Below are 20,420 nucleotides of genomic sequence, written 5' to 3'. Positions count from 1 at the left end.
TATCTGAGCGACGCGCCTGCCGCGTGCTTGGACAACACCGGTCCACGCAACGGCGTGTACCACAAGGTCGCGCAGACGAAGACCGATTGGTGGCCGACATGATTGAGCTGACCCGTCAATACGGCCGATATGGCTATCGCAGGATCGCTGCACTACTGCGAGAGGCTGGATGGTCTGTCAGCGATGGGCGAATTGAACGGCTTTGGCGACGAGAGGGGCTGAAAGTGCCAGTGAAACAACCGAAGAAAGGACGGCTCTGGCTGAATGACGGATCATGTGTCCGGCTGAGGCCGGAGTATCGCAATCATGTATGGAGCTATGACTTCGTTCATTGCCGAACCGATGATGGCAAAGCTTTTCGGACGCTGAACATCCTTGATGAGTACAGTCGGGAATGCCTGGCGATTAAAGTGAAGCGCAAGCTGAACTCGGTCGATGTGATCGATGCCCTGACGGATCTGTTCATACTTCGCGGCGCGCCGAGTTTCATACGTTCTGACAATGGACCGGAATTTGTTGCCCAAGCCGTCCGAGACTGGATCGCCGCAGTTGGCGCCAAGACGGCTTACATCGAACCTGGGAGCCCTTGGGAGAACGGATACTGTGAAAGTTTCAATGGTCGGTTCAGGGACGAGTTGCTCAACAGTGAGATCTTCTACAGCCTGCGCGAAGCTCAAATTCTGATCGAACAATGGAGGAGACACTACAACACAAAGCGGCCCCACAGTGCACTGGGCTATCGCCCGCCAGCGCCCGAAACCATCATATCAATGGATCGCAGGCCGACGATGCACTAACAATCAATTTGGACCAGTCAGATGAGGCTGCTCACCTGCGGTAGAACGCTTACGAAATGAACTTCGAGGCCGCAACATCATGGTTTGGGTTACGAAAGGTCGAGAGGTTGAAAACTATGTTGATCCGATTGATCTGCACGAAGCGCTAAAGTCCATTCACTCAACGATCTATAAAGAGCCCCTAGAAACCGGCCGCTTCGACCATGCATTTTACTTCAAGCGAACTAAGAAGAATAAGAGCAAAACTGACCCATATGTTCACAAAGATGGCGACAAGGTAAAGGCTGCGACCTTGGTGTGTGAGAAAACCGCCAAACTAGATACTCTTGACCTAAATGAAAAGGTAGAAGAGTTGGTTACAATGATCCGACGAGCAAACGGTTTGGATGATCAGTGACCCGTCAATATCGATCCGATGTGAACTTCTACGGATAAATGGAACGGCTAAGTTAAAGATTCTGTTGAAGCATCAGGATCTTCCAGTCGGTAAAGGTTTACAATTCAGCGCACGGCTGAGATTGAGACGTCTCAAGTAACCGTTGTCGGACCTGCCCCAAACCCCTCTACCCGTACATGTAACGACTTGACCTCTGATTCCGTTACAGTAAGTGTCGTACTCGAACCACGAGGGTTCACCTGAGAAAACCGCAGTTGATGCTTTGGGAAAACACGCACAATCCGTCACGGGTGATTAGCTCAGACAGCGGAGCGTCTGTGCAACAGTTGGTAGAGCGCTTCGTTTACACCGAAGATGTCGGAAGTGCGAATCTCTCATCACCCACCAGCCTTTCCCCAAAAATTCCTGCGCTGTTCCGCATCCGGGGCCAAACATCTTTGATGCGGGTCCTGAACGTCTATCGCGAATAAAACCCTTCTCGCAGTTCCTGTCTGAGACGCAGACGCTCGGGGTATTCTTTCAGAAATTGTTCGGGGGGCTTTCCCTCCCAGACTTGCGCGTAAACCCGCATCTTGTTGCCGCCATAGATCTTTTCGAGGTCTTCATCGGAATAACCCCTGGCCCAGAGATCATCGGTGATTGCCGCAAGGATTTTGGCCAGCTCACCGTTGCCGGTCGCCCCTTTGTTGAACGCGTCGATCATATAGCCGCCATCATCATACATGCTTGCGTTTGCAGTCGCGAACTGCACAACCAATTCAGTCGAGAACATATCGTCGGTTGCCATCCCAACGTGGTCGACCCCAACAAGTTGAACATAGTAGTCGATCATGTCGGCGGCTTGCTTGGGTGAGATATCTTCAGGCCAAACGCCGTCCATCATCCATTCAGTGAATGTCGGAGAAACATAGCCACCCGATTTGGCCGCTCGCAGGGCCTCGTCATCGGGAATGGCCCGATAACACCCGCGTGGCGTCGCACCGGGTTCGTTTGCGTAAAGCCCGGCAGGAACCGAATGCGTGTAGACATAAGGCACGCCGGGATAGTTTTCGTCCATGTAGTCCATGGCGTCGTTGGCCGTTTTGGAGCCCGTGTGGCTCAGGTCCAGAAGGATGCCGAAACGCACCATTTCATCGATCACCGACTTGCCCCAAGGGGTCAGACCGATATCGCGCCCGTTATAGGCCGCCAACTGCCCCGACCCGGTGCGGAAGATATCGTTGTAGGCTAGGATCATACTCTTGATCCCCACATCCTTGAGCAACGCCATCTTCCTCAGGTCGCCATCCAGGATCGTCGCCGTCTGACTGTTCCAGATGACCGCCGTCTTGCCTTGAATATGGGCGGCTTCGATATCGCGGGTTTCATTCACGATCAGGTAATTCTCTGGCTGTTGCGCCATCGCCGACCGGAAGCGGTAGTGCTGATCAAGAAAAGTCTCAAAGGACATATCCGCTGCGGCCAGCGTCATCTCATGACCTGTTATTCCGTTGTCCCGAGCGCGCGCGAAGTAAGTGTGCAGCTGTTCGTCTTCAGTCCAGCCGGTGCCGTAGGGGCTGGCCAACATGCCAAGCACGATTGTGTCCTTCACAAATTGCTTCGCCTCATCTGATGCATCCCATGTCTTGCTTTCCTCGCTCGCGTGCAGCGCGGCACCGGATACGATTGCAATGGCGCTTGCGGCCAACAAGGTTTTCATGACTGAGCCTCCCAAATTGGCTTCGGGTGAATTGCTGCTTTCGAGCCGCATCAAAAAACGATCCGGGTTCGCAGGCTGAACAACGTGATGCTATCCTGATTGGGGTTCAGCAGCGGATTGGAAATGAACTGTAGTGACGGCGTGATTTGCAGACCGGGTGAGATTGAAAAGCGATAGAATGCTTCCAGCGTGAACTGATCGCCGTCGATGTTTCTTGCTTCGGCCCAGTTCAGACCCAAACCGGCCAGATCGGTGTTTCGACCGTAATAGCCCAGCCCGGCAGAAACCGAACGATCATACAGCGCTGCAGTGCCTTTCGACGCTCCTGCCCGAACGAACGGCATCCATTTGTTGTCGACAAACCAAGCCGCGGAAAACACGGCGCCATAATCTTCTGCACGGCTGCCATCGTCGGCCGCATCTGCATGCCAGAGGGTCAAATGGACATTGTCGAAATAGATGCGATCAAAGCCCGAAGTGTAGCCAATCTCAAACGATTTGAAGAGATTGCCGTCGCTGAAAACGTCAAAACTTGGATCAGACGGATCGGCGTTTGCGTCTGCAACGCTGGCAACGGCGTAGAAGTTTTCGCTCAGCTTTATCCCACCGGCAATACCAATTCCTTGGTTGGGCGTGTTGATTGTCGGGTTGGTGTTGAACGACAGGTTTTGGAACCCGCTGTAGGGGCTGACCAATCCATAGATATCCACAAAGTCCGTCACATCAATCTGGCCGACTTGCAGCGTCCACGCGCCGTTCTCGGCTCTTTGGGTCCAGAACAGGTTGGTCAGCAACAAACCATTGTCGTTGAAGGCTGTCCCTGTGATCGACAATGCGCCTCCGTCCGGCCCAAGGAATTGCGGGGCAACGTCGGTGTATCCGTGCCGATCTTCGATTTTGAATGTCAATGAACCCCGCTGGGTTGCCTGCCAACTGCCGTAGACGCGAGCGATTCCACCTGCGGCTTCACCACTTCCCAAGTCGGCGTTCGTGGATTGACCCAACGCCAGGTAATCCACGCTGAACCGAAATCCGCTCTCGGCCAGCCGGTCTTTCCACCGAAACCAACCCGGCGCGATGTTGCGCGGAAATTCGGAACGGTATTGCGGATCGGTCAGGCCGTCGCCAGGTTTCAGCTCGGCCTCGACCGAAGAAGGTCCGGACAACCCCTGCGCAGACGCCGTACCCGCGCAGGCAATACTCAATGCGGCAACAAGGCGCCTTATCATTCCGACGCCTCTGCGCCGCCAGTTTTGCGATTGCCAGCAGCTCGGACGCGATCGGCTGCACGCTGTCTCCATTCCAGACCGTCGGCCTTGGTTTCCAGCGTTTCAACGCTGTCCGTCTCCAATTTGAAGGTCGCATTCATCGGCACAAGCCCATCCACGACCATCATGTTCTGAACCGAGGGTTCAATCGTCAGCCTACCTGTGAGCCGAACGAGTTCATGGAAGTAACTGGGGGCCCAGTCGCCGTTCAACCGCACCCGGATCATCTGATTGGGCGGAGGCGGGGGCATGTGGCTGCACATCCCGCGTTCTGGCACCAAATATGCCACTGCTCGCCCATCCGGATCGTTCGGCGCGGGAATGGCAAAGCCTGTCAGCGTAACACTCTGGCCATCGAGTTGCGGATTTCCCTTTGTTGCTGCCTTTCTTCGCCGCTCTTTCACAGTCTCTCGCTGATCGAGCAGCCAGTCGACATCAACGCCACCCTCGGCCAAGGCGTCTTCGGTTTCGGTCAGAAGCTCTTGCCATTTCTGTCTTTCCTCAACGCTGCCGACATCCTGCTGCAACCTGCCGCGCAAACGCACGACGAAGAGGACATCGTCAAACTGTTCAGGGCTGAGATCGCGATAAGGGTCATCGAACACCTGCACCGACGGATCCGGAAGGTCAGACCAGTCAAGCGTCGCATGGGGCGTTGCCATTGCGGAATGACCGCTCAGAACCAAGCCAGCAAAAACTGCGGCGCGAAACCAAGGGAACATCAAATCTCTCCAACCGTTCTTTGGGTCAGTCCAGTGTGTTCTTGTATATCACACCGTCCTTCATAATCAGTCGGATCGTTTCCGGGCTTTCCGGCCTCGGGTCGGCACCAAACCATTGATCCCCGGTTCCAACGACGGAAAAGTCTTCAAGTGGGTTTCCGTCGATCAGCAGGATATCCGCATAGGCCCCTTCCTCGATCACACCCAGTTTTCCGGCCGTATACGGGTTCATGAAATCGCCGGACAGCGCCACGATCTCGCCACCGATCGACGTCAATGTAACCATAGACTGATAGGGCCCGAAAAATTCATTGTTCAGGTGTTTCTCGTAGGCAATCTGGATATTGCAAGCCTCGACCGAACCAACACAATCGGTCTGGAACCCCCGTTTTACCGGGCATTCCTTCATATTGTCGATATAGCCCGCAAATGTGGCTGAAGCGGATTTTGCCTTGGCCAGGCTTGACGGCACGTTTGCCACAGCCGGAATGTCCAGCAACCCGGGGTCGAAGGCCGTCAGGTTGGTGGTGATGTAGGCCCCTTTTTCGTTCATGACCTGCGCAATGTCACAGTCGAACGAGAAACCATGTTCGATCGACATCACACCCGCGTCCAGCGCACTCAGGATAGCTTCCTTTCGATAGGAATGCGCCATGACATAGCTGCCATACTCATTTGCCACCTGCACGGCGGCCCTGATTTCCTCGGGCGATCCAGCAAGCAACTGCCATGGATCGAAGGCTGAAACGACACCCCCGGATTGCATGAATTTCAACTGTGTCGCACCCATGCGAAAATTGTTGCGTGCAAACCTGTAAACGTCATCCACGCCGCTAACCTCTTGCGCCAAGTTTAGGCGGCTCATGTTGGTCTCTGAACCCGGCGGCGCGGTGAAATTCGCAAAGTCAGCGTGACCACCTCGCGTTCCTATAAATGCGCCAGACGGGTAATAACGGGGGCCATCGATTTGCCCCGAGTCAATTGCCCGGCGCAACCCGCCATTGGCCCCCCCGGCGTCTCTGACCGTGGTAAAACCTTGCATGAGATACATCTCAGCCATTCGCGCACCGTGAATGGCGAAGTCCTCCCATGTTGTGTTGGCTTCCATCGCGGGCAGCGTAGGCCCCATCAGCATCAAATGGGCATGGTTCTCGACAAAGCCCGGGCTCAACGTCCGCCCTCCGCCGTCAATCACAACGGCATTGGGCGCGTCCACCGCTTCGGTTGAAACAGTCTTGATCAGGTTGCCCTCGACCAGAACATTTGCATTCTCGATACGTTGCTCATTCACGCCATCAAAGACGTGCACATTGGTAAACAACGTTTGAGGATCTTCTTGATCCTGAGCCTGCGCAGCCGCCGAAAAACCTAAAACTGCCGCGACCATTACCGCCGGGCAACGGGACATTCGCATGTTGGTCATTGGGTCTCCCTTCACATTCACGTTTTACCAAACGTAGCCCGAAAACTCTTGGGCGGGTTGCCACTTTTGGATTAACATGTGCGAATGTGACCGCAAAAAAGGCCACTGAACGAAACCATTGGTTTAAACAAGGGTGACGGGCGTGCCACTCAGCTCCACTTCCGAAGCGCATAGCGAAGGCTTTATCCGCCTCGCGCTGGCCGCCCCGTTTCTGCAATATCTCACCGACCGCAGGATCAATCCGCAACCGGCCCTGGATCAGGTCGGCTTGAAGGCCGACCTGCTGTCCGACCCATCCGTCTATGTCCACTCAGAATTGGTCTATGGCCTGTTGAATGCCTTCTCCGAATTGTCAGGGGATCGATACCTTGGCCTGAATGTAGGAGAGACGTTTGACCTGCAAGGATGGCCGCCATTCGCCCGCTCGCTGCAATCCTCGAACACTCTGTTCGAGTTTTTTGCCCGGTTCGTCAGGCTTGTGCCACAAGAGTCAAACGCGGTCCGGCACAGTCTTGTCGTGGAGGCAGACAAAGCGATCTATCGGATCGAGCGGCAACAGGAACCAACTGTTCAGCCTGTTCAGGTTACCGGGTTTGGGGCTGCCATCTATGTGCGCCTGCTGCAAAGCGTGGTCGGAAACGCGTGGGATCCATCCCGAGTGCGATGGGAAAGCAGATACATCCTTGGGTTGCCTCGCGGTTACAAGGGTATCGAAGTTGGCCTTGGAACCAACCCCGGAATGCAGATCAGTTTTCCTGTGGACTGGTTGTTTTTACACCATGCGGCAGAGGAGTCCGAAGCGCCGCCAGCCACGATTCGGCACAATGAAGACGTCACCGTGGTGGCCGCTTTGCGGTCTGTCTTGCGTGGAAAACTGGATGAGTCAGAACTGGGGCCGGAGGTTGTGGCCGGATTGCTGGGTATCCAGCCCGAGCGGTTTCTGAAAGCACTTCAGAAGCAACAGACAACACTTCCCCGAGAGGTAAGGCGGTTGCGGGTCGATGTCGCCAAGGAGCACCTCAGAGAAAGCAAAATGACAGTTGCCGAGATCGGCCTCATGCTTGGTTATTCCGACAAGTCCCACTTCACTCGGTTTTTTCGAAGCCAGACCGGTGTGACGCCAACAAAATTCCGTCTTGGATAGCAACTGCGCTGCGAATGGGCGGGTTCGCGTTCAACTGTTTCCGTCATGTGTGTCCGCCAAGAATTGGCCATGATTTGCGCCACGTTCATGGATCAATACCAAGGGTTGAAAAAGCGATTGCCCGATGGCCCTTTTGGCAACGCGTGCGCCGTCACGCATGCCTGTTGCGGCTCGATCGGACGTGACCTTGAAAGCGGCAGGGAAAGGATATGCCCTTGAACCGTTCCGCAGTTTGTGCAACTTCAAATCGCTGACAACACCGGGCATCTCTGGGAACCTGTGCGCTTGGCGGCAGTGCAAGACGGCGTCTTGGTGCATCTGCGGATTGGAAAATGCGCTTCTGTTTTGCTGAAGATGTCAGGAGTTCGAGTGTCTCATCACCCACCATTTTGCCTGCAAAGTTTCGACATTCAAACACGGCTGAATCATCGTGGCAGGGTTGCAACCGGTTGCAAGTTCAGGTCGATGATGCATAATGCTCGGGCAATGCCAAACTTACCTGCTTTCCTGCCTCGCTGTTATCGGAGTCCCGCAGCGTGAGTGTGACCCTGAAAGACGTGGCCGCCTTGGCTGGCGTTTCACGGTCCGCCGTTTCGCGCACCTTTACCGAAGGTGCCTCGGTTTCCGCAAAAACGCGCAGCAAGGTTGAAAAGGCGGCCCGTGAGCTGGGCTACAGCCCCAATGCTCTGGCTTCGTCTCTGACGACCGGGCGCACCAAACTGATCGGGTTGATTTCGAACAACTTTCACAACCCGATCTTTCTGGAAGTCTTCGATCAGTTTACACGCGCCTTGCAGGAACGCGGCCTGCGCCCGCTGATCGTGAACCTGACGGATGAGACCGAGCCCGCCAATTCCGTACGCATGCTGCGGCAATACTCGGTGGATGCGGTGATCGTCGCCTCGTCGACCTTGCGGCCTAGCTTTGCCAAGGCGTTCCACGATGCGGGCGTACCGGTGGTGCACACGTTCGGCCGGTCTGCCACCTCGCCCGAGGTGCATGTGGTCGGGATCGACAATGTGGAATGCGGGCGCATGGCCGCGCGCGAGCTGGTCGCGCGGGGTTATGCCAGCGTGGGCTATCTGGGCGGGCCGCAGGATGCGACCTCGTCCCTGGACCGGCAGCGGGGCTTTATCGAAGAAATGGCCAACCACCCGCAGATTCCCGTCAACCACTCCTTCGCCGGGGCTTATTCCTTCGAGGCCGGCCGGGCCGAGATGCTGCGCCTGCTGGCGGGTGATCCAGCGCAGGCCTATTTCTGCGGCGACGACATCCTGTCGATCGGAGCGCTGTCGGCGCTGGCGGATCACGGGCTGAAACCGGGCACCGATATCGGGATCATCGGCCTGAACGATATGGAAATGTCGCGCTGGGAATATATCAACCTGACGACCATCCATCAGCCGATCAAGCAGATCATCACCTCGTCGGTCGATCTGGTCGAAGAGATGCTGAAGACGCCCGATCGCTACCCCGAGGCACGGATTTTCCCCTGTCGGGTGGTCGAGCGGGGCACGTTGCGGCCACGCCCCTAATCAGCGGAACATCGGCGGGCGGGCGTCCTGCCAGGCACCATCTGCTTTGCCCGACGCAACAGCCGCGTGCACCGCTGCGATCGATCGCACGCCATCCGCTGCGTTGGGCAGGCCATCCCGGCTTTCACCGCGGATCGCATCCGCCAGATCGCAATAGATATTGGCAACGGCCAGCGGGAAGCCTTCGGGGTGCGCGATGGCGACCCGAGACAGGCGTTGCACTTCATCATGCAGCCCCCCCTCGCCCTTTTCGATGATCTGGGTGCGCCCTCCTACCGGGGTGTAGATCAACTGGTTGGGTTGCTCTGACGCCCAGCGCAACCCGCCGGTTTCGCCAAAGACCTGTATGTCAAAGCCATGCTGGCGCCCGATCGCCACGGAAGATGTCCAAAGACGCCCGACTGTGCCGCCTTCCATACGGAAGTTGATCATTGCATCGTCTTCCAGTTCCCGGCTTGCGATCGTTGAGGCCATATCAGCCGAAAGCGTCTTCACCTCGTCATCACAGATAAAGCTGGCCATATGCAGGGCGTGGATACCGCAATCGGCGAACTGCCCGGAAACCCCTGCCATCGCAGGGTCATAGCGCCAGCGCACGCGCGGATTGTCCGCATCGGTGGCATCCCCATGATGGCCGTGGCTGAAATTGGTCACCACAAGACGCACCCGTCCGATCTCGCCCGAGCGCACCATAGCGCGGGCCTGCCGCACCATCGGATAGGCGGAATAGCAGTAGTTCACCGCGCAGATCTTTCCCGATGCTTCGGCGACGCGGACTATTTCCTCACCCTCTTCCACAGTCATTGTCATCGGTTTTTCACACAAGACATTGAAGCCCGCTTCAAGATAGGCCTTGGCGATCTCGAAATGTGTCGAATTCGGCGTGGCGATTGTCACCAGATCGATCCGGTCTTCACGGTCCTTCTCACTCGCCAGCATCTCTTGCCAGTCGCCATAGGCGCGATCGGCGGCAACGCCCAATCGCTGCGCGTATTCCCGGCCCGCTTCGGGCCGGTGATCCAGCGCGCCAGCGGCAAATTCAAACAGCCCGTCAGCCTGTGCCCCCAAGCGGTGCGCGGGGCCAATCTGGCTGCCTTCACCACCACCGATCATGCCCCATCTCAACTTAGCCATGGTCGTCGTCTCTCATTAGAACTTTTTTGTTTGAGCGATCAGAAATCGCGGATGTCTTTCCATTGCCGTTGCTCGGACGATGCCAAGGCGGCGGCAAGCACCCGGTTGACCTCATGCCCATCGCGAAAGGTGGGCCAAGCGGCTTTTCCGGTGTAGATGGCCTGAAGAAAATCTTTGGCCTCGATAATGATCTGGTCCTGATAGCCCGTTCCGTGGCCCGGACCCTGGCAGAAGGGCTCGTAATCCGGATGCGCCGGGCCGGTCAGGATTTTTGTGAACCCACGGGACGCTTCGGGCCCTTCCCGCTTATACAGCCACAGCGCGTTCTGGTCCTCCTGATCGAACCGGATGGCGCCCTTTGTTCCCGATATTTCATAAGCATAGCCCATTTTTCGCCCCGTCGCGACGCGACTGAAATACAGGTTGCCCATAACGCCATTTTCAAATCGGCACATCATCTGGGCATGGTCGTCATTTGTCACCTCACCACCCGGTCGGGTTTTGTGAACCGTTTCAACATCCGCCATCACTTGCGCGATCGGACCAACCAGCGCCAATGCACCGTTGACCATATGCGGTGCCAGATCTCCGATGGTGCCATTGGCCATACCCGTCGTACGCCAGGAGGCAGGAGCGTGCGGGTCGGCATAGAAATCCTCGGTGTGCTCCCCCCGGAACCAGGTGATATCCCCGATTTCACCATTGGCAATAAGTTGGCGGGCGTATTGGGTCGCAGGTGTACGAACATAGTTGAACCCCACCATGTTGACCGCGCCAGACGCTTCGGCAGCAGCAACCATGGCCAGACTGTCGTCAAGGGATGCGCCCAGTGGTTTTTCACACAAGACCGGTTTACCCAATTCAAACGCCGCTTCGGCAATCTGGCGATGTGTCGATTGAGGAGAGGCGATGACAATTGCCTCGACCCTGGGATCCTCAACCAATGCCCGCCAATCATCGGTCGCTTTGTCAAATCCGTAGGCTGTCCTGTAACGTTCGGCGCTTTCAGGGCTGGACGCACAAATGACCTCGAGCCGGGGTCGCAATGCCGTGTTGAACACCGCGCCGACCGCTGACATAGCCACGGAATGGGCCTTGCCCATATAGCCGCCGCCGACGATTCCAATTCCGATTTCAGGCATCTGCAACGGCTCCGAACATATCATTTGCAACCGGTTGCAAAATCAGTATCGTGTGAATCGATTCAACGCAAGGTCCAAACTTGCCGACCTATTCTGCCGGAGGACAAAACTTGAGCGCTTTGATGGATGGTATCAAAGGAAACCGCTTCGCCGTTCTGGGTCGCGCAGGCATGGACCTGTTCGCTGACCCAATTGGCGTCAAAAGCGAGGATGCCAGCACGTTTCATGCCGACCTTGGTGGTTCTTCTGCCAATATTTGTGCCGGGCTGGTCAAGTTGGGCAGCGAGGCGTCGCTGATTACGTCCGTCTCGGACGATGCGATTGGGCGGTTCTGTCTGAACCGGTTGCGGCATTACGGTGTGGACACATCCTATATCCGCGTTCTGGGCGGCGAATACCGCATGTCTCTGGCCGTGTACGAAAGCCGGATCGACGACTTTCAGAATGTGATCTATCGCAACGGGGCCGTTGATTTCCAAGTCACCAAAGAGGATATGGACAGGGTCGATTATTCATCTTTTTCGGCAATCATCTCGGCTGGAACGGTCTTTGCGTCCGAACCGTCGCGCAGCGCCACATTCCGGGCCTTCGAGAACGCCCGAAGCGCAGGGCTGCCGATCATCTTCGACATCGATTACCGCCCATACAGCTGGCCCTCGGCCGAGGTGGCTGCCGAAGTTCTGTCGCGGGCTGGCGAAGCCAGCAACCTGATCGTCGGCAACGACGAAGAGTTCGGATTCATGGCCGGCGGCATCGAAAAGGGTTTTGCCAAAGCGCAGGAACTTGCCAAAAAGCCGGGTCGGATCGTCATCTACAAGATGGGCGAAAAAGGTGCTGTCACTTTTGTGGACGGGCAAGAGCTGCGAACCGGTATTTACCCGGTTACGGCCGTCAAACCCAACGGGGCCGGCGACAGTTTCATGGCCGGGCTGCTGGCCTCGATCGCGGCGGGGCACGATCTGAAAGACGCCGTCATGCGCGGTTCGGCCTGCGCGTCGATCGTGGTGTCGCATCCCGGTTGCGCACCCGCCATGCCAACGACATCAGAACTGGACGCGTTTCTCGCTTCGCATCCCGGCCCGACCACATAGGAGATTACCATGCATATCGCGCCCTATGACAATCAGAACAAACCCATCGTAGACGCCGATGATCCGACGGTTCCGCTGAACTATTTCAACATCGTCAAACTGAAAAAGGGCGAGGCCTTCGAATACAAGGTCCCGGGTTACGAAACCTGCATCGTGCCCGCCACCGGCAGCGTCGACGTGGACGTCGAGGGCGTGCGCTTTGCCCATCTGGGCAACCGGGGCGAGGATGTTTGGGATGGCGAGCCCGAGGGCGCCTATGTCCCGTCGGGGGCACGGGCGCAGATGGTCTGCGTGTCAGAGACGGCCGAGGTGTTCGTGGCAGGCGCAAAGTATGACAAGGTGCTGGATCCGTTCGACGTGCGCGAGCATGACCTGGTGCAATATGGCAGCGACGACACCAAGACCCATCGCAAGATCAAGCATATCCTGGGCCAGAAGCAGCATGACAAGGTCGGCCGCCTGCTGGTCAGCGAGTTGTTCACCGTGGGTCAAGGCGGCTGGTCGGGCTTTCCCAGCCACAAGCACGACACCAACCGCCTACCGGACGAGACCCGGCATGACGAAACCTACAATTTCCGCTTCAAACCCAACTGGGGCTCGGGTCTACAGATGCTGCAGCGCGAGGACAACGAACCGGGCGATGCCTATCACATCGTCGATGGCTCCACGATCTGCATCGACAAGGGCTATCACCCCTGCTGCGTGCTGCCGGGATACGAGATGTATTACTTCACCATCCTCGGCGGGCTGACCCAGCGGTCGCTGGTGCAGTATTTCCAACCCACCCATGCCTATCAGATCGAAACGATCCCGGGCATCAAAGACATGATCGCCAAATTCAAATGACCCTCGCTACGCTCAAAGACGTCCTGCAACCCGCCTACGAACAGGGCTATGCCGTCGGCGGCCTGGTGACGCTGGGCTGGGAGGACATGCGCGCCTATGTCGCCGCCGCCGAGGCCGAGAACGCCCCGGTGATCCTGCAAGCCGGACCCAGCTGCCGCGAGCACACCCCGCTGCCGATCCTGGGCAAGATGTTCCGGTATCTGGCCGAAAACGCCTCGGTGCCCGTGGTGGCGCATCTGGATCACGGCTATACCTTCGAGGATTGCAAGATCGCGCTGGACAGCGGGTTCACCTCGCTGATGTTCGACGGGTCGCGCAAGCCCTTGCAGCAGAACATCGATGAAACCGCCGCGATTGCCGAAATGGCCCATTCCGCCGGGATCTCGTGCGAGGGCGAGATCGGCTTCGTCGGGTATTCCGGCGGTGAAGGCTCAAACGGCACGGATCCCGAGGAAGCCGCGAAGTTTGCCCGCGACAGCGGCGTCGACGCGATGGCAATCTCGGTCGGAAACGTCCACCTTCAGCAGAACAAGGAAGGTGGTCTGGACGAAAACCGCATACGCCAGATCGACTCCATGACAGAGGTTCCACTGGTGATCCATGGCGGATCGGGTGTGCCGGTCGAACAGCGCGCGCGGCTGGCGCGTGAAACCGCGATCTGCAAATTCAACATCGGGACCGAGTTACGCATGGCCTTCGGCACCGCGCTGCGCGAGGCCGTGAACCGCGACCCCGACCGGTTCGACCGGGTGACGATCCTGAAGGAAACCCACGATCCGGTCATGGCTGCCGCCCGCACCGTGATCCGCGCCTTTGGTGCGCCACCGCAGCGGTGACGCTCAGAGCGTGAATGCCGACCGGAAGGCGTTTAGCGCGTCTTCCGGGTCGCCTGCGGCGAAGGCTTCCATCCCGACAGGGCCACGATAACCCAGATCGTTCAGCGCACGCGCCACGGCGGCATAGTTGATCTCGCCGGTTCCGGGCTCGCACCGACCGGGATTGTCGGCCACCTGCACCTCTCCGATCCAGGGCAGGCATTTTTCACACCAGCGGATCAGATCCCCCTCGCCGATCTGGGTATGGTAGAGGTCGAGATTGATCCGCAACTGCGGACGATCAACCGACGAAACCAAGGCGAGCACGTCCGCCGTTGACCCGAACGGACAGCCGGGATGGTCCAGCAGGTTCAGGTTTTCAAGCGTGAACACCACATCTTCGGCCTGGGCCAGATCACAGATCTGGTTCAGGGTGTCCCTGGCCTTGAGCCACATCGGCCCTGTGACCTCGTCATGTTGCCAGATCGGTATGCCACCATCACCCAACCCGGTGCCGTGCAGATTCAGACGCGCAACGCCCAGACGCTTGCCGACCTGAATTGTTTCGGCCGCCGAGGCCAGCAGTATCTCGGCCCCGTCATCGTCGGCCAGCCGCCCCTGAAGATAGCCGTTCATGATGGTGAAACTGGCACCGGTTGCGACCAGCCTGGGAATATCGAGCTCCGGCCAGTTCCACAGCCCGACGCCGAACCCCATCTCGGCCAGCCGGGCGACACGCCAAATCATCGGCCTGTCCAGCCACAGCATCTCGGCGCAAGCTGCCAGTTCGAACGGTTGAGTCATCGAACCACCTTTCGGAATGTGTGGGCTCAGATCGACCCGCCTTCGACCATGAAGTTCCCGGCACTGCACATGGCTGCATCGTCCGAGGCCAGAAACAGCACCATCCGCGCCACATAGACCGGGTCAATCGGGTCGGGCAGACACTGACGATCCACTTGCTTGGCCAGAGCCTCGGGGGTGACCCACAGGTCTTTCTGGCGCTGGGTCATGATCCAGCCGGGCACGACCGTGTTGACGCGGATACGATGATCGCCCAGCTCGCGCGCCATGGTGCGGGTCAGTCCATGCACAGCGGATTTGGCGGTGGCATAGGCAGGGAAACCCGCCCCGGCCTCCCACCACGAATTCGACCCGATATTGATGATCGAACCTGCACCCTTGGCGATCATTCCGGGTGCCACCGACTGAATGGCAAAGAACATGTGGCGGATATTGGTCGCCATGCGCTCATCCCAATAGTCGGGCGTGACGTCACGCCAGTCGTGCCGGTCATCCCGGGCCGCGTTGTTTACCAGCACATCCGCGTCGCCCAGCTCTTCCACCAATTGCCCTATTGCGGCGTTCATCTCGTCAATGTTGCGCAGATCGCATTGGGCGAATGCATGCTCTCCGTCCAGCTCGGAAAGCAAAGCAAACCCGGCATCGGCGTTGAGGTCCAAAAACCCAACCTTTGCCCCCTGTTCGGCAAAAGCCCGAACGGTTTCCGCGCCAATTCCGCCGGCGCCTCCGGTGATGAAAACCGTCTTACCTGCAAGGCTTGGGTAATTGGCGAAAGTATGGCTCATCCGTCACGCTCCATGATCCATTCGACCTCGGGGGCCGGCACGAACCGCCATTTCCGCAGCGGTCCGGCCATAACGTTCAGATAGTACATCTCGAACCCATAGGGCGCACCGCAAGGGTGATGGCCACGCGGGACAGTGACAACGTCGCCATCGGATACCGCCATCGTCTCATCCAACTGGCCGTCATCGGTGTAAACCCGCTGGATCCCAAACCCGTTCGACGGGTTCAGGCGGTGGTAGTAGGTCTCTTCCAGATAGGTGATGCGGGGATAGTCATCCTCGTCGTGGCGGTGGCTGGGATAGGAGGACCAGTGGCCGTTCGGCGTGAACACCTCGGTCACCAGCAGGCTGTCTGCGTAGTCCTCATTCTCCATGGCGATATTGTTGATGTATCGCGTATTTACCCCTTTGCCGCGTTCGGTCAGGGTTATGCCATCAGGTCCAATCCGACGCGCCGTATGACCGCCCTTACCCGGCGCCGAACAGATGGCCACAACGCAGTCGGTTTCCGCCACGGCCTCCCACTCGGTTCCGTTGGGCAGATACAGGCAATGCGGCGGTGTTTTTTCGAATACACTCATCCGGTCACCCAGAACGCCCCAATCCTGCCTGGCCCCGGTGATCCGCGCCTTGCCTTCGACCATCACCAGAATGACTTCGCGATCCGCGGTCACTTCGTTTGCGCGATCCCCGGCCTTTAGATGATAAAGCCCAAAGCCCACATAATTCCATCCAGCGCTTGACGGAGTGATGTCATGTACCTTGCCGTGGGTTCCGATCGGTTTCTTCAGCAGGTCTGCCATTCTTGTTCTCCTTCTTGGGCGGCCCCCGAGTGCCCGCCTGTGTTGAATTCAGGCAGCTTGCCTTTGGTTCCGGGCCGACAGGGACTGGGCCAGCCGCGCCTGGGTCCATCCTTCTGCAACCGCGCGACGCAGAATATCCGCCTGGCTTTCCGGTGCATTGCCCCCGACCGGGGGGTCCGTGTCCAGATTGGTCGGGAAGGGATAGCCCTCTGCCGTGGCCGCTATGACCGCGTCCAGTTCTGCTACCGTCAGATCGCCCCGTTGTTTCAGAGCAATCAAAGATGGGAATACCGCCTCGGACATCGCCCGCCGATCCACCGACTCCATCGCGCGCCCGAAGGCGGATGAGATTTGCAGCAGGTTTGCCATGCGATTGATGTCGGCGCTGCTGTTCGCGCCCGCCGCATGGAACAGCGCCGGATTGAAGAACACCGCGTCCCCCTTTTCCAATGGCAACTGGATACAGCTGTCTTCGAAATGCGCCCGGTGTGCTTCATCGTGGAACGCCAGATAGCCCGGCGGGTAGAGCTGCGAGAACGGCAACAACTTGGTCGGCCCGCTTTCCACCGGCATGTCACAATGCGCAACCGCCCCTTGCAGGGTCAGCGAGGCCGTCACCAGATGAGCCTGTGCGGGATACCTGGCCGCGCTTTCGGCGCTTTGAAACCCAAGGTGATAATCCCGATGCGCCTGTTGCGCCTTGCCACCGGGACGCACCTGATTGATCTGAGCGGTCACCTGATAGTTCGGGCCAAGCCATGCTTCACATGCCGCCGCAATCGCCGTGTTCCCGAAATAGAGCACAAAGCCCTCGGGGTCGCGCAGGCATTGCTTTTGCAGCGCGTTCCACACCCGGTCATTCGCGCCCGAGGCGGCAAAATGATCGCCCTCACCGGCGCCACCCTGGCGTTCTTCTTCGATGATTTCACGAAACACATCCGTCGCCCGATCAATGATCGACGTGTCGGGATACGCCCCTTTCAGGGCGATCACACCGGCGGATTTGCCCAGCACCCGGCCCCATTCCGCCAGCAAGGTCCTGCGCGTATCAGGCCGTTCCAAACCGGGGCTCAGTGCCTGCATATCATAGACGGGCACGTTCTTTTCGACCGAGGCGGCAAAAGGCACCGTCTCGGCGGAAAGAGTCTGAGAGGTCAACACCTTGAATTCATCCAGATCACAGGATTCCCGGTCGAAATAGCCGACATATCCAAGGTCCTGTTGTACCATGACGTGCTCCTCTCTGATGGCTTCGGTGTTGCCCCGTTTTGGTGGTGATCTATGAGGTGATCTTCAGCCCGGCCTTGCCGCAGACCTCGACGATGTGGTCATAGCCCATTTTCGAGTACTCATAGGGCGGCGCCTTAACCGGGTCCTGCTCTGCCTCGACCACGATCCAGCCGTTGTAATCCATTGCTTTCAGTGCATCGGCCACGGCCTGAAAGTCGATGCAACCGTCACCCGGCACGGTGAACGCGCCCGCGATCACCGCATCCAGAAAACTGCGATTGTTCTCACGCGTGTCCTGTACGATTTCAGGGCGGATATCCTTGAAATGCACGTGATGCACCCGATCGCCCCAACGGTTCAGCGTGGCCATCACATCGCCGCCACCAAACAGCAGATGGCCCGTATCGAAACACAGGCTCAATTCGGGGCCTGACCCCTCCATCAGCCAGTTCACCTCATCTTCGCTTTCGATGATCGTGCCCATGTGATGGTGATAGGCCATGGGCATGCCCTGATCCACCATCCACTTGGCAAGTTCGGTCAGTTTGCCCGCATAGGCCAGAATCTCGTCCCGCGACAGTTTGGGGCGATCATTGACAGGCGTTCCGATCTGTCCCTGAACGGTATTGGAACATTCGGCATAAACGATGCACGGGCTGTTCAGCGCAACGAATTGTTCGACCTGTTCGCGCACGACGGCGATCTCGGCGTGCAGCTCGTTGACCAGCGTGCTGCCCGAGCACCACCCCCCGCACAGCGTGATGTCATTTGCGTCCAGATAGGCCCGCAACCCTTCGGTGTCGGCGGGCATCCTCTGGCCGCGTTCGACACCTGTATAGCCGATCTCGCGCGCTTCTTTCAGCGCCTGCTCCATCGTGTACGCTGCGGTCAGGTCCGGCAGGTCGTCATTCTGCCAGGCAATCGGAGAGATGCCGATCTTCACGCTCATTTCGTGTTTCTTTCCTTGATGGCGGCTTCATAGGCCGCGCGTTTTTCATTCACTTCGGGGCGGGTGCTGACCTCGGGCACCGCCACTTCCCACCAGGTTCCGCCATATTCGGTCGATGGATAGGGATCGGTGTCGATCACCACGACATAGGGGCCTTTGACCTCATCGCGTTTGGCCAGCGCGTCTTCGAGCTCGGCAATCGAACTGACCTTGACCGAAGTCGCCCCCATCGCTGCCGCATGGGCGGCAAAATCGATGGCTGATTTTGTCTCGTGCACAGTGTGGTCGAGAAGGTTGTTGAACTCGGCCCCGCCTGTCCCCATTTGCAGACGGTTGATGCAACCAAACCCGCGGTTGTCCGTGACGACAACGGTGAACGAAATCCCCATCATCGCCGCCGTCGCCATTTCCGAGTTGGCCATCATATAAGTGCCATCACCGGTAAAGCAGATCACGTCGCGGTCGGGCTGGGCCATCTTGATGCCCATGGCACCAGCGATCTCGTACCCCATGCAGCTGAAACCATATTCCATGTGATAGGCACCGGGGCGTGGTGCCTTCCAAAGCTTGTGCAGCTCACCCGGCATCGTGCCGGCAGCGCACATCGCAACAGTGTTTTCCTTGGCGGCCCGCTGCACGGCACCGATCACCTGCATATCTGTGGGCAGTGCATTGCTGTCGGTGGGGGCATCCGTCAGCGCATCAACTTTGCCGAACCAATCAGATTTCAATGTCGCGGGCAGATCCGGCGCGCGATGGCCGCCCAGCGCTTCGCTGAGTTCGCTCAGACCAACCCGAGCGTCGGCCTGCAACGGCATCGCTCCGTGCTTTTCGGCGTCGTAGGCGGCGGTGTTCAGGCTGATCAACTCTCGCTCGGGGTTCGCGAACAAACCCCATGACCCGGTAGTGAAATCCTGAAAACGAGTGCCGACGCCCAGCACAAGATCCGCCTTTGCGCAGATGTCATTGGCGGGTTCGCCCCCGGTCACACCAACGGGACCAAGGTTGAGCGGGTGATCCCAGGGCAATGCGGACTTGCCGGCCTGTGTCTCGGCCACGGGGACATTGTGTGCCTCGGCAAAACGCTGCAACGTGGCGGTTGCGTCCGAATAATGCACACCTCCGCCAGCAACGATAACGGGGCGCTTGGCGGCCTTGATCGCGGCAACGGCGCGCGCCAGTTCCCCCTCATCCGGGCGAATGCGGCGCTGATACCAGACGCGCGCCTCAAAGAAGCTTTCGGGATAGTCATATGCTTCGGCCTGCACATCCTGACAAAAGGCCAGCGTCGCCGGGCCGCAATCCGCCGGGTCCGTCATCGTGCGGAAGGCGCGCGGCAGAGCCGTCAGCAGATGTTCCGGGCGGGTGATGCGGTCGAAATACCGGCTGACCGGTCTGAAACAATCATTCGCACTGATGGTTCCATCCGAGAACACTTCGGGTTGCTGCAAAACCGGATCGGGGCCACGCGTCGCAAATACATCGCCAGGCAGCAACAAAACAGGCAGACGGTTCACGTGGGCCAGAGCAGCGGCCGTGACCATGTTGGTGGCCCCCGGTCCGATCGATGACGTCACCGCCATGGCGCGCCGCCGACCCAACTGCTTGGCATAAGCAATCGCGCTGTGTGCCATGGTCTGTTCGTTGTGACCGCGATAGGTGGGAAGACTGTCTTTCACCCCATGCAGCGCCTCGCCCAGACCTGCCACGTTGCCATGGCCGAAGATCGCCCACACACCTGCGATGAACGGCTCTCCGGCCTCGTTCATCTGCGCCCCGAGATAGCGCACCAGAGCCTGCGCCGCGGTCAATCGGACTGTTTTGCTCATCATGATC

The 20,420-nt window shown here is 58.2% G+C and carries 19 protein-coding genes; 7 read left to right on the top strand and 12 right to left on the bottom strand.

The features are described from left to right. Together GS612_RS19255 and GS612_RS19250 are read left to right on the top strand one after the other, a co-directional pair. Positions 1–797: IS3 family transposase (locus GS612_RS19255; RefSeq protein ID WP_171642485.1), on the top strand; the 797-nt coding region annotated here is incomplete at its 5' end. A gap of 79 nt (positions 798–876) precedes the next feature. After that, positions 877–1,194, top strand: a complete 318-nt coding sequence (locus GS612_RS19250) for a hypothetical protein (RefSeq protein WP_171642483.1) — start codon at positions 877–879, stop codon at positions 1,192–1,194. Positions 1,195–1,651: 457 nt separating this feature from the next. On the opposite strand, the gene GS612_RS19245 is transcribed toward GS612_RS19250, so the two are convergent. From GS612_RS19245 to GS612_RS19230, 4 genes are read right to left on the bottom strand one after another with little or no spacing between them, the layout of a single operon-like run. Beyond that, a complete protein-coding gene (locus GS612_RS19245) occupies positions 1,652–2,893 on the bottom strand; it encodes a membrane dipeptidase (RefSeq protein WP_171642481.1) in 1,242 nt (413 codons plus the stop codon). A 50-nt stretch (positions 2,894–2,943) separates the two neighbouring features. After that, positions 2,944–4,122, bottom strand: a complete 1,179-nt coding sequence (locus GS612_RS19240; protein WP_171642479.1) for a carbohydrate porin — start codon at positions 4,120–4,122, stop codon at positions 2,944–2,946. After that, positions 4,119–4,883 (bottom strand): DUF3299 domain-containing protein, encoded by a 765-nt coding sequence (locus GS612_RS19235; protein ID WP_171642477.1) that lies wholly within the window; start codon positions 4,881–4,883, stop codon positions 4,119–4,121. Before GS612_RS19235 ends, GS612_RS19240 begins: the two co-directional genes overlap by 4 nt. A 25-nt stretch (positions 4,884–4,908) precedes the next feature. Then, entirely contained in the window at positions 4,909–6,306 is a 1,398-nt protein-coding gene (locus GS612_RS19230; protein ID WP_171642475.1) for an amidohydrolase family protein, read from the bottom strand. Positions 6,307–6,448: 142 nt separating this feature from the next. Here GS612_RS19230 and GS612_RS19225 point away from each other — a divergent pair, with 142 nt between their 5' ends. Continuing rightward, positions 6,449–7,450, top strand: coding sequence for an AraC family transcriptional regulator (locus GS612_RS19225; protein ID WP_171642473.1), 1,002 nt, complete (start codon positions 6,449–6,451; stop codon positions 7,448–7,450). Between the two features lie 536 nt (positions 7,451–7,986). Then, entirely contained in the window at positions 7,987–8,985 is a 999-nt protein-coding gene (locus GS612_RS19220) for a substrate-binding domain-containing protein (RefSeq protein WP_171642471.1), read from the top strand. Here GS612_RS19220 and GS612_RS19215 read toward each other — a convergent pair whose 3' ends face one another. Both GS612_RS19215 and GS612_RS19210 read right to left on the bottom strand, forming a co-directional pair. Beyond that, on the bottom strand, positions 8,986–10,119 hold the full coding sequence (locus GS612_RS19215) for a Gfo/Idh/MocA family protein (RefSeq protein ID WP_171642469.1): 1,134 nt from the start codon (positions 10,117–10,119) through the stop codon (positions 8,986–8,988). 38 nt (positions 10,120–10,157) lie between these two features. Next, positions 10,158–11,261, bottom strand: a complete 1,104-nt coding sequence (locus GS612_RS19210) for a Gfo/Idh/MocA family protein (protein WP_171642466.1) — start codon at positions 11,259–11,261, stop codon at positions 10,158–10,160. A 122-nt stretch (positions 11,262–11,383) separates the two neighbouring features. Between GS612_RS19210 and iolC the strand changes: the two genes are divergently transcribed. From iolC to GS612_RS19195, 3 genes are read left to right on the top strand one after another with little or no spacing between them, the layout of a single operon-like run. Continuing rightward, the gene (iolC, locus tag GS612_RS19205; protein WP_171642492.1) at positions 11,384–12,352 is read left to right on the top strand and encodes a 5-dehydro-2-deoxygluconokinase; all 969 of its coding nucleotides are present in this window, start codon (positions 11,384–11,386) and stop codon (positions 12,350–12,352) included. 9 nt (positions 12,353–12,361) lie between these two features. Continuing rightward, positions 12,362–13,198: a 5-deoxy-glucuronate isomerase gene (locus GS612_RS19200; protein ID WP_171118976.1), complete on the top strand. Its 837-nt coding sequence runs from the start codon at positions 12,362–12,364 to the stop codon at positions 13,196–13,198. Next, a complete protein-coding gene (locus tag GS612_RS19195) occupies positions 13,195–14,034 on the top strand; it encodes a class II fructose-bisphosphate aldolase (protein ID WP_171232958.1) in 840 nt (279 codons plus the stop codon). The genes GS612_RS19200 and GS612_RS19195 overlap by 4 nt, the downstream gene beginning before the upstream one ends. A gap of 3 nt (positions 14,035–14,037) precedes the next feature. Here the strand turns inward: GS612_RS19195 and GS612_RS19190 are convergent, their stop codons facing one another. The 6 genes from GS612_RS19190 to iolD are packed head-to-tail and all read right to left on the bottom strand — an operon-like array spanning position 14,038 to position 20,413. Continuing rightward, positions 14,038–14,817 (bottom strand): TIM barrel protein, encoded by a 780-nt coding sequence (locus tag GS612_RS19190; RefSeq protein ID WP_171642464.1) that lies wholly within the window; start codon positions 14,815–14,817, stop codon positions 14,038–14,040. A gap of 26 nt (positions 14,818–14,843) precedes the next feature. Beyond that, on the bottom strand, positions 14,844–15,602 hold the full coding sequence (locus tag GS612_RS19185) for an SDR family NAD(P)-dependent oxidoreductase (protein ID WP_171642462.1): 759 nt from the start codon (positions 15,600–15,602) through the stop codon (positions 14,844–14,846). Continuing rightward, positions 15,599–16,405 (bottom strand): 5-deoxy-glucuronate isomerase, encoded by an 807-nt coding sequence (gene iolB / locus GS612_RS19180; RefSeq protein WP_171642460.1) that lies wholly within the window; start codon positions 16,403–16,405, stop codon positions 15,599–15,601. The genes GS612_RS19185 and iolB overlap by 4 nt, the downstream gene beginning before the upstream one ends. A gap of 48 nt (positions 16,406–16,453) precedes the next feature. Continuing rightward, positions 16,454–17,635, bottom strand: a complete 1,182-nt coding sequence (locus GS612_RS19175; protein ID WP_171642458.1) for a phytanoyl-CoA dioxygenase family protein — start codon at positions 17,633–17,635, stop codon at positions 16,454–16,456. A gap of 49 nt (positions 17,636–17,684) precedes the next feature. Next, positions 17,685–18,584: a myo-inosose-2 dehydratase gene (iolE, locus tag GS612_RS19170; protein ID WP_171642456.1), complete on the bottom strand. Its 900-nt coding sequence runs from the start codon at positions 18,582–18,584 to the stop codon at positions 17,685–17,687. Further along, on the bottom strand, positions 18,581–20,413 hold the full coding sequence (gene iolD / locus GS612_RS19165) for a 3D-(3,5/4)-trihydroxycyclohexane-1,2-dione acylhydrolase (decyclizing) (protein ID WP_171642455.1): 1,833 nt from the start codon (positions 20,411–20,413) through the stop codon (positions 18,581–18,583). The genes iolE and iolD overlap by 4 nt, the downstream gene beginning before the upstream one ends. Positions 20,414–20,420 lie beyond the last annotated feature (7 nt).

Origin of the sequence: Ruegeria sp. HKCCD6157 (assembly GCF_013110685.1) — a bacterium.
Taxonomy (GTDB): domain Bacteria; phylum Pseudomonadota; class Alphaproteobacteria; order Rhodobacterales; family Rhodobacteraceae; genus Ruegeria.
Note: the sequence above shows the minus strand (reverse complement) of the source record. Positions and strands in the feature narration are given on the sequence as shown.

What these genes read in the sequence shown, in the direction of transcription:
- GS612_RS19215 (WP_171642469.1), bottom strand. Translation starts at nt 10,119, where the DNA reads ATGGCTAAGTTGAGATGGGGCATGATCGGTGGTGGTGAAGGCAGCCAG.
- iolD (WP_171642455.1), bottom strand. Translation starts at nt 20,413, where the DNA reads ATGAGCAAAACAGTCCGATTGACCGCGGCGCAGGCTCTGGTGCGCTAT.
- iolB (WP_171642460.1), bottom strand. Translation starts at nt 16,405, where the DNA reads ATGGCAGACCTGCTGAAGAAACCGATCGGAACCCACGGCAAGGTACAT.
- GS612_RS19200 (WP_171118976.1), top strand. Translation starts at nt 12,362, where the DNA reads ATGCATATCGCGCCCTATGACAATCAGAACAAACCCATCGTAGACGCC.
- GS612_RS19190 (WP_171642464.1), bottom strand. Translation starts at nt 14,817, where the DNA reads ATGACTCAACCGTTCGAACTGGCAGCTTGCGCCGAGATGCTGTGGCTG.
- GS612_RS19245 (WP_171642481.1), bottom strand. Translation starts at nt 2,893, where the DNA reads ATGAAAACCTTGTTGGCCGCAAGCGCCATTGCAATCGTATCCGGTGCC.
- GS612_RS19175 (WP_171642458.1), bottom strand. Translation starts at nt 17,635, where the DNA reads ATGGTACAACAGGACCTTGGATATGTCGGCTATTTCGACCGGGAATCC.
- iolE (WP_171642456.1), bottom strand. Translation starts at nt 18,584, where the DNA reads ATGAGCGTGAAGATCGGCATCTCTCCGATTGCCTGGCAGAATGACGAC.
- GS612_RS19230 (WP_171642475.1), bottom strand. Translation starts at nt 6,306, where the DNA reads ATGACCAACATGCGAATGTCCCGTTGCCCGGCGGTAATGGTCGCGGCA.
- GS612_RS19240 (WP_171642479.1), bottom strand. Translation starts at nt 4,122, where the DNA reads ATGATAAGGCGCCTTGTTGCCGCATTGAGTATTGCCTGCGCGGGTACG.
- GS612_RS19195 (WP_171232958.1), top strand. Translation starts at nt 13,195, where the DNA reads ATGACCCTCGCTACGCTCAAAGACGTCCTGCAACCCGCCTACGAACAG.
- GS612_RS19250 (WP_171642483.1), top strand. Translation starts at nt 877, where the DNA reads ATGGTTTGGGTTACGAAAGGTCGAGAGGTTGAAAACTATGTTGATCCG.
- iolC (WP_171642492.1), top strand. Translation starts at nt 11,384, where the DNA reads ATGGATGGTATCAAAGGAAACCGCTTCGCCGTTCTGGGTCGCGCAGGC.
- GS612_RS19185 (WP_171642462.1), bottom strand. Translation starts at nt 15,602, where the DNA reads ATGAGCCATACTTTCGCCAATTACCCAAGCCTTGCAGGTAAGACGGTT.
- GS612_RS19210 (WP_171642466.1), bottom strand. Translation starts at nt 11,261, where the DNA reads ATGCCTGAAATCGGAATTGGAATCGTCGGCGGCGGCTATATGGGCAAG.
- GS612_RS19235 (WP_171642477.1), bottom strand. Translation starts at nt 4,883, where the DNA reads ATGTTCCCTTGGTTTCGCGCCGCAGTTTTTGCTGGCTTGGTTCTGAGC.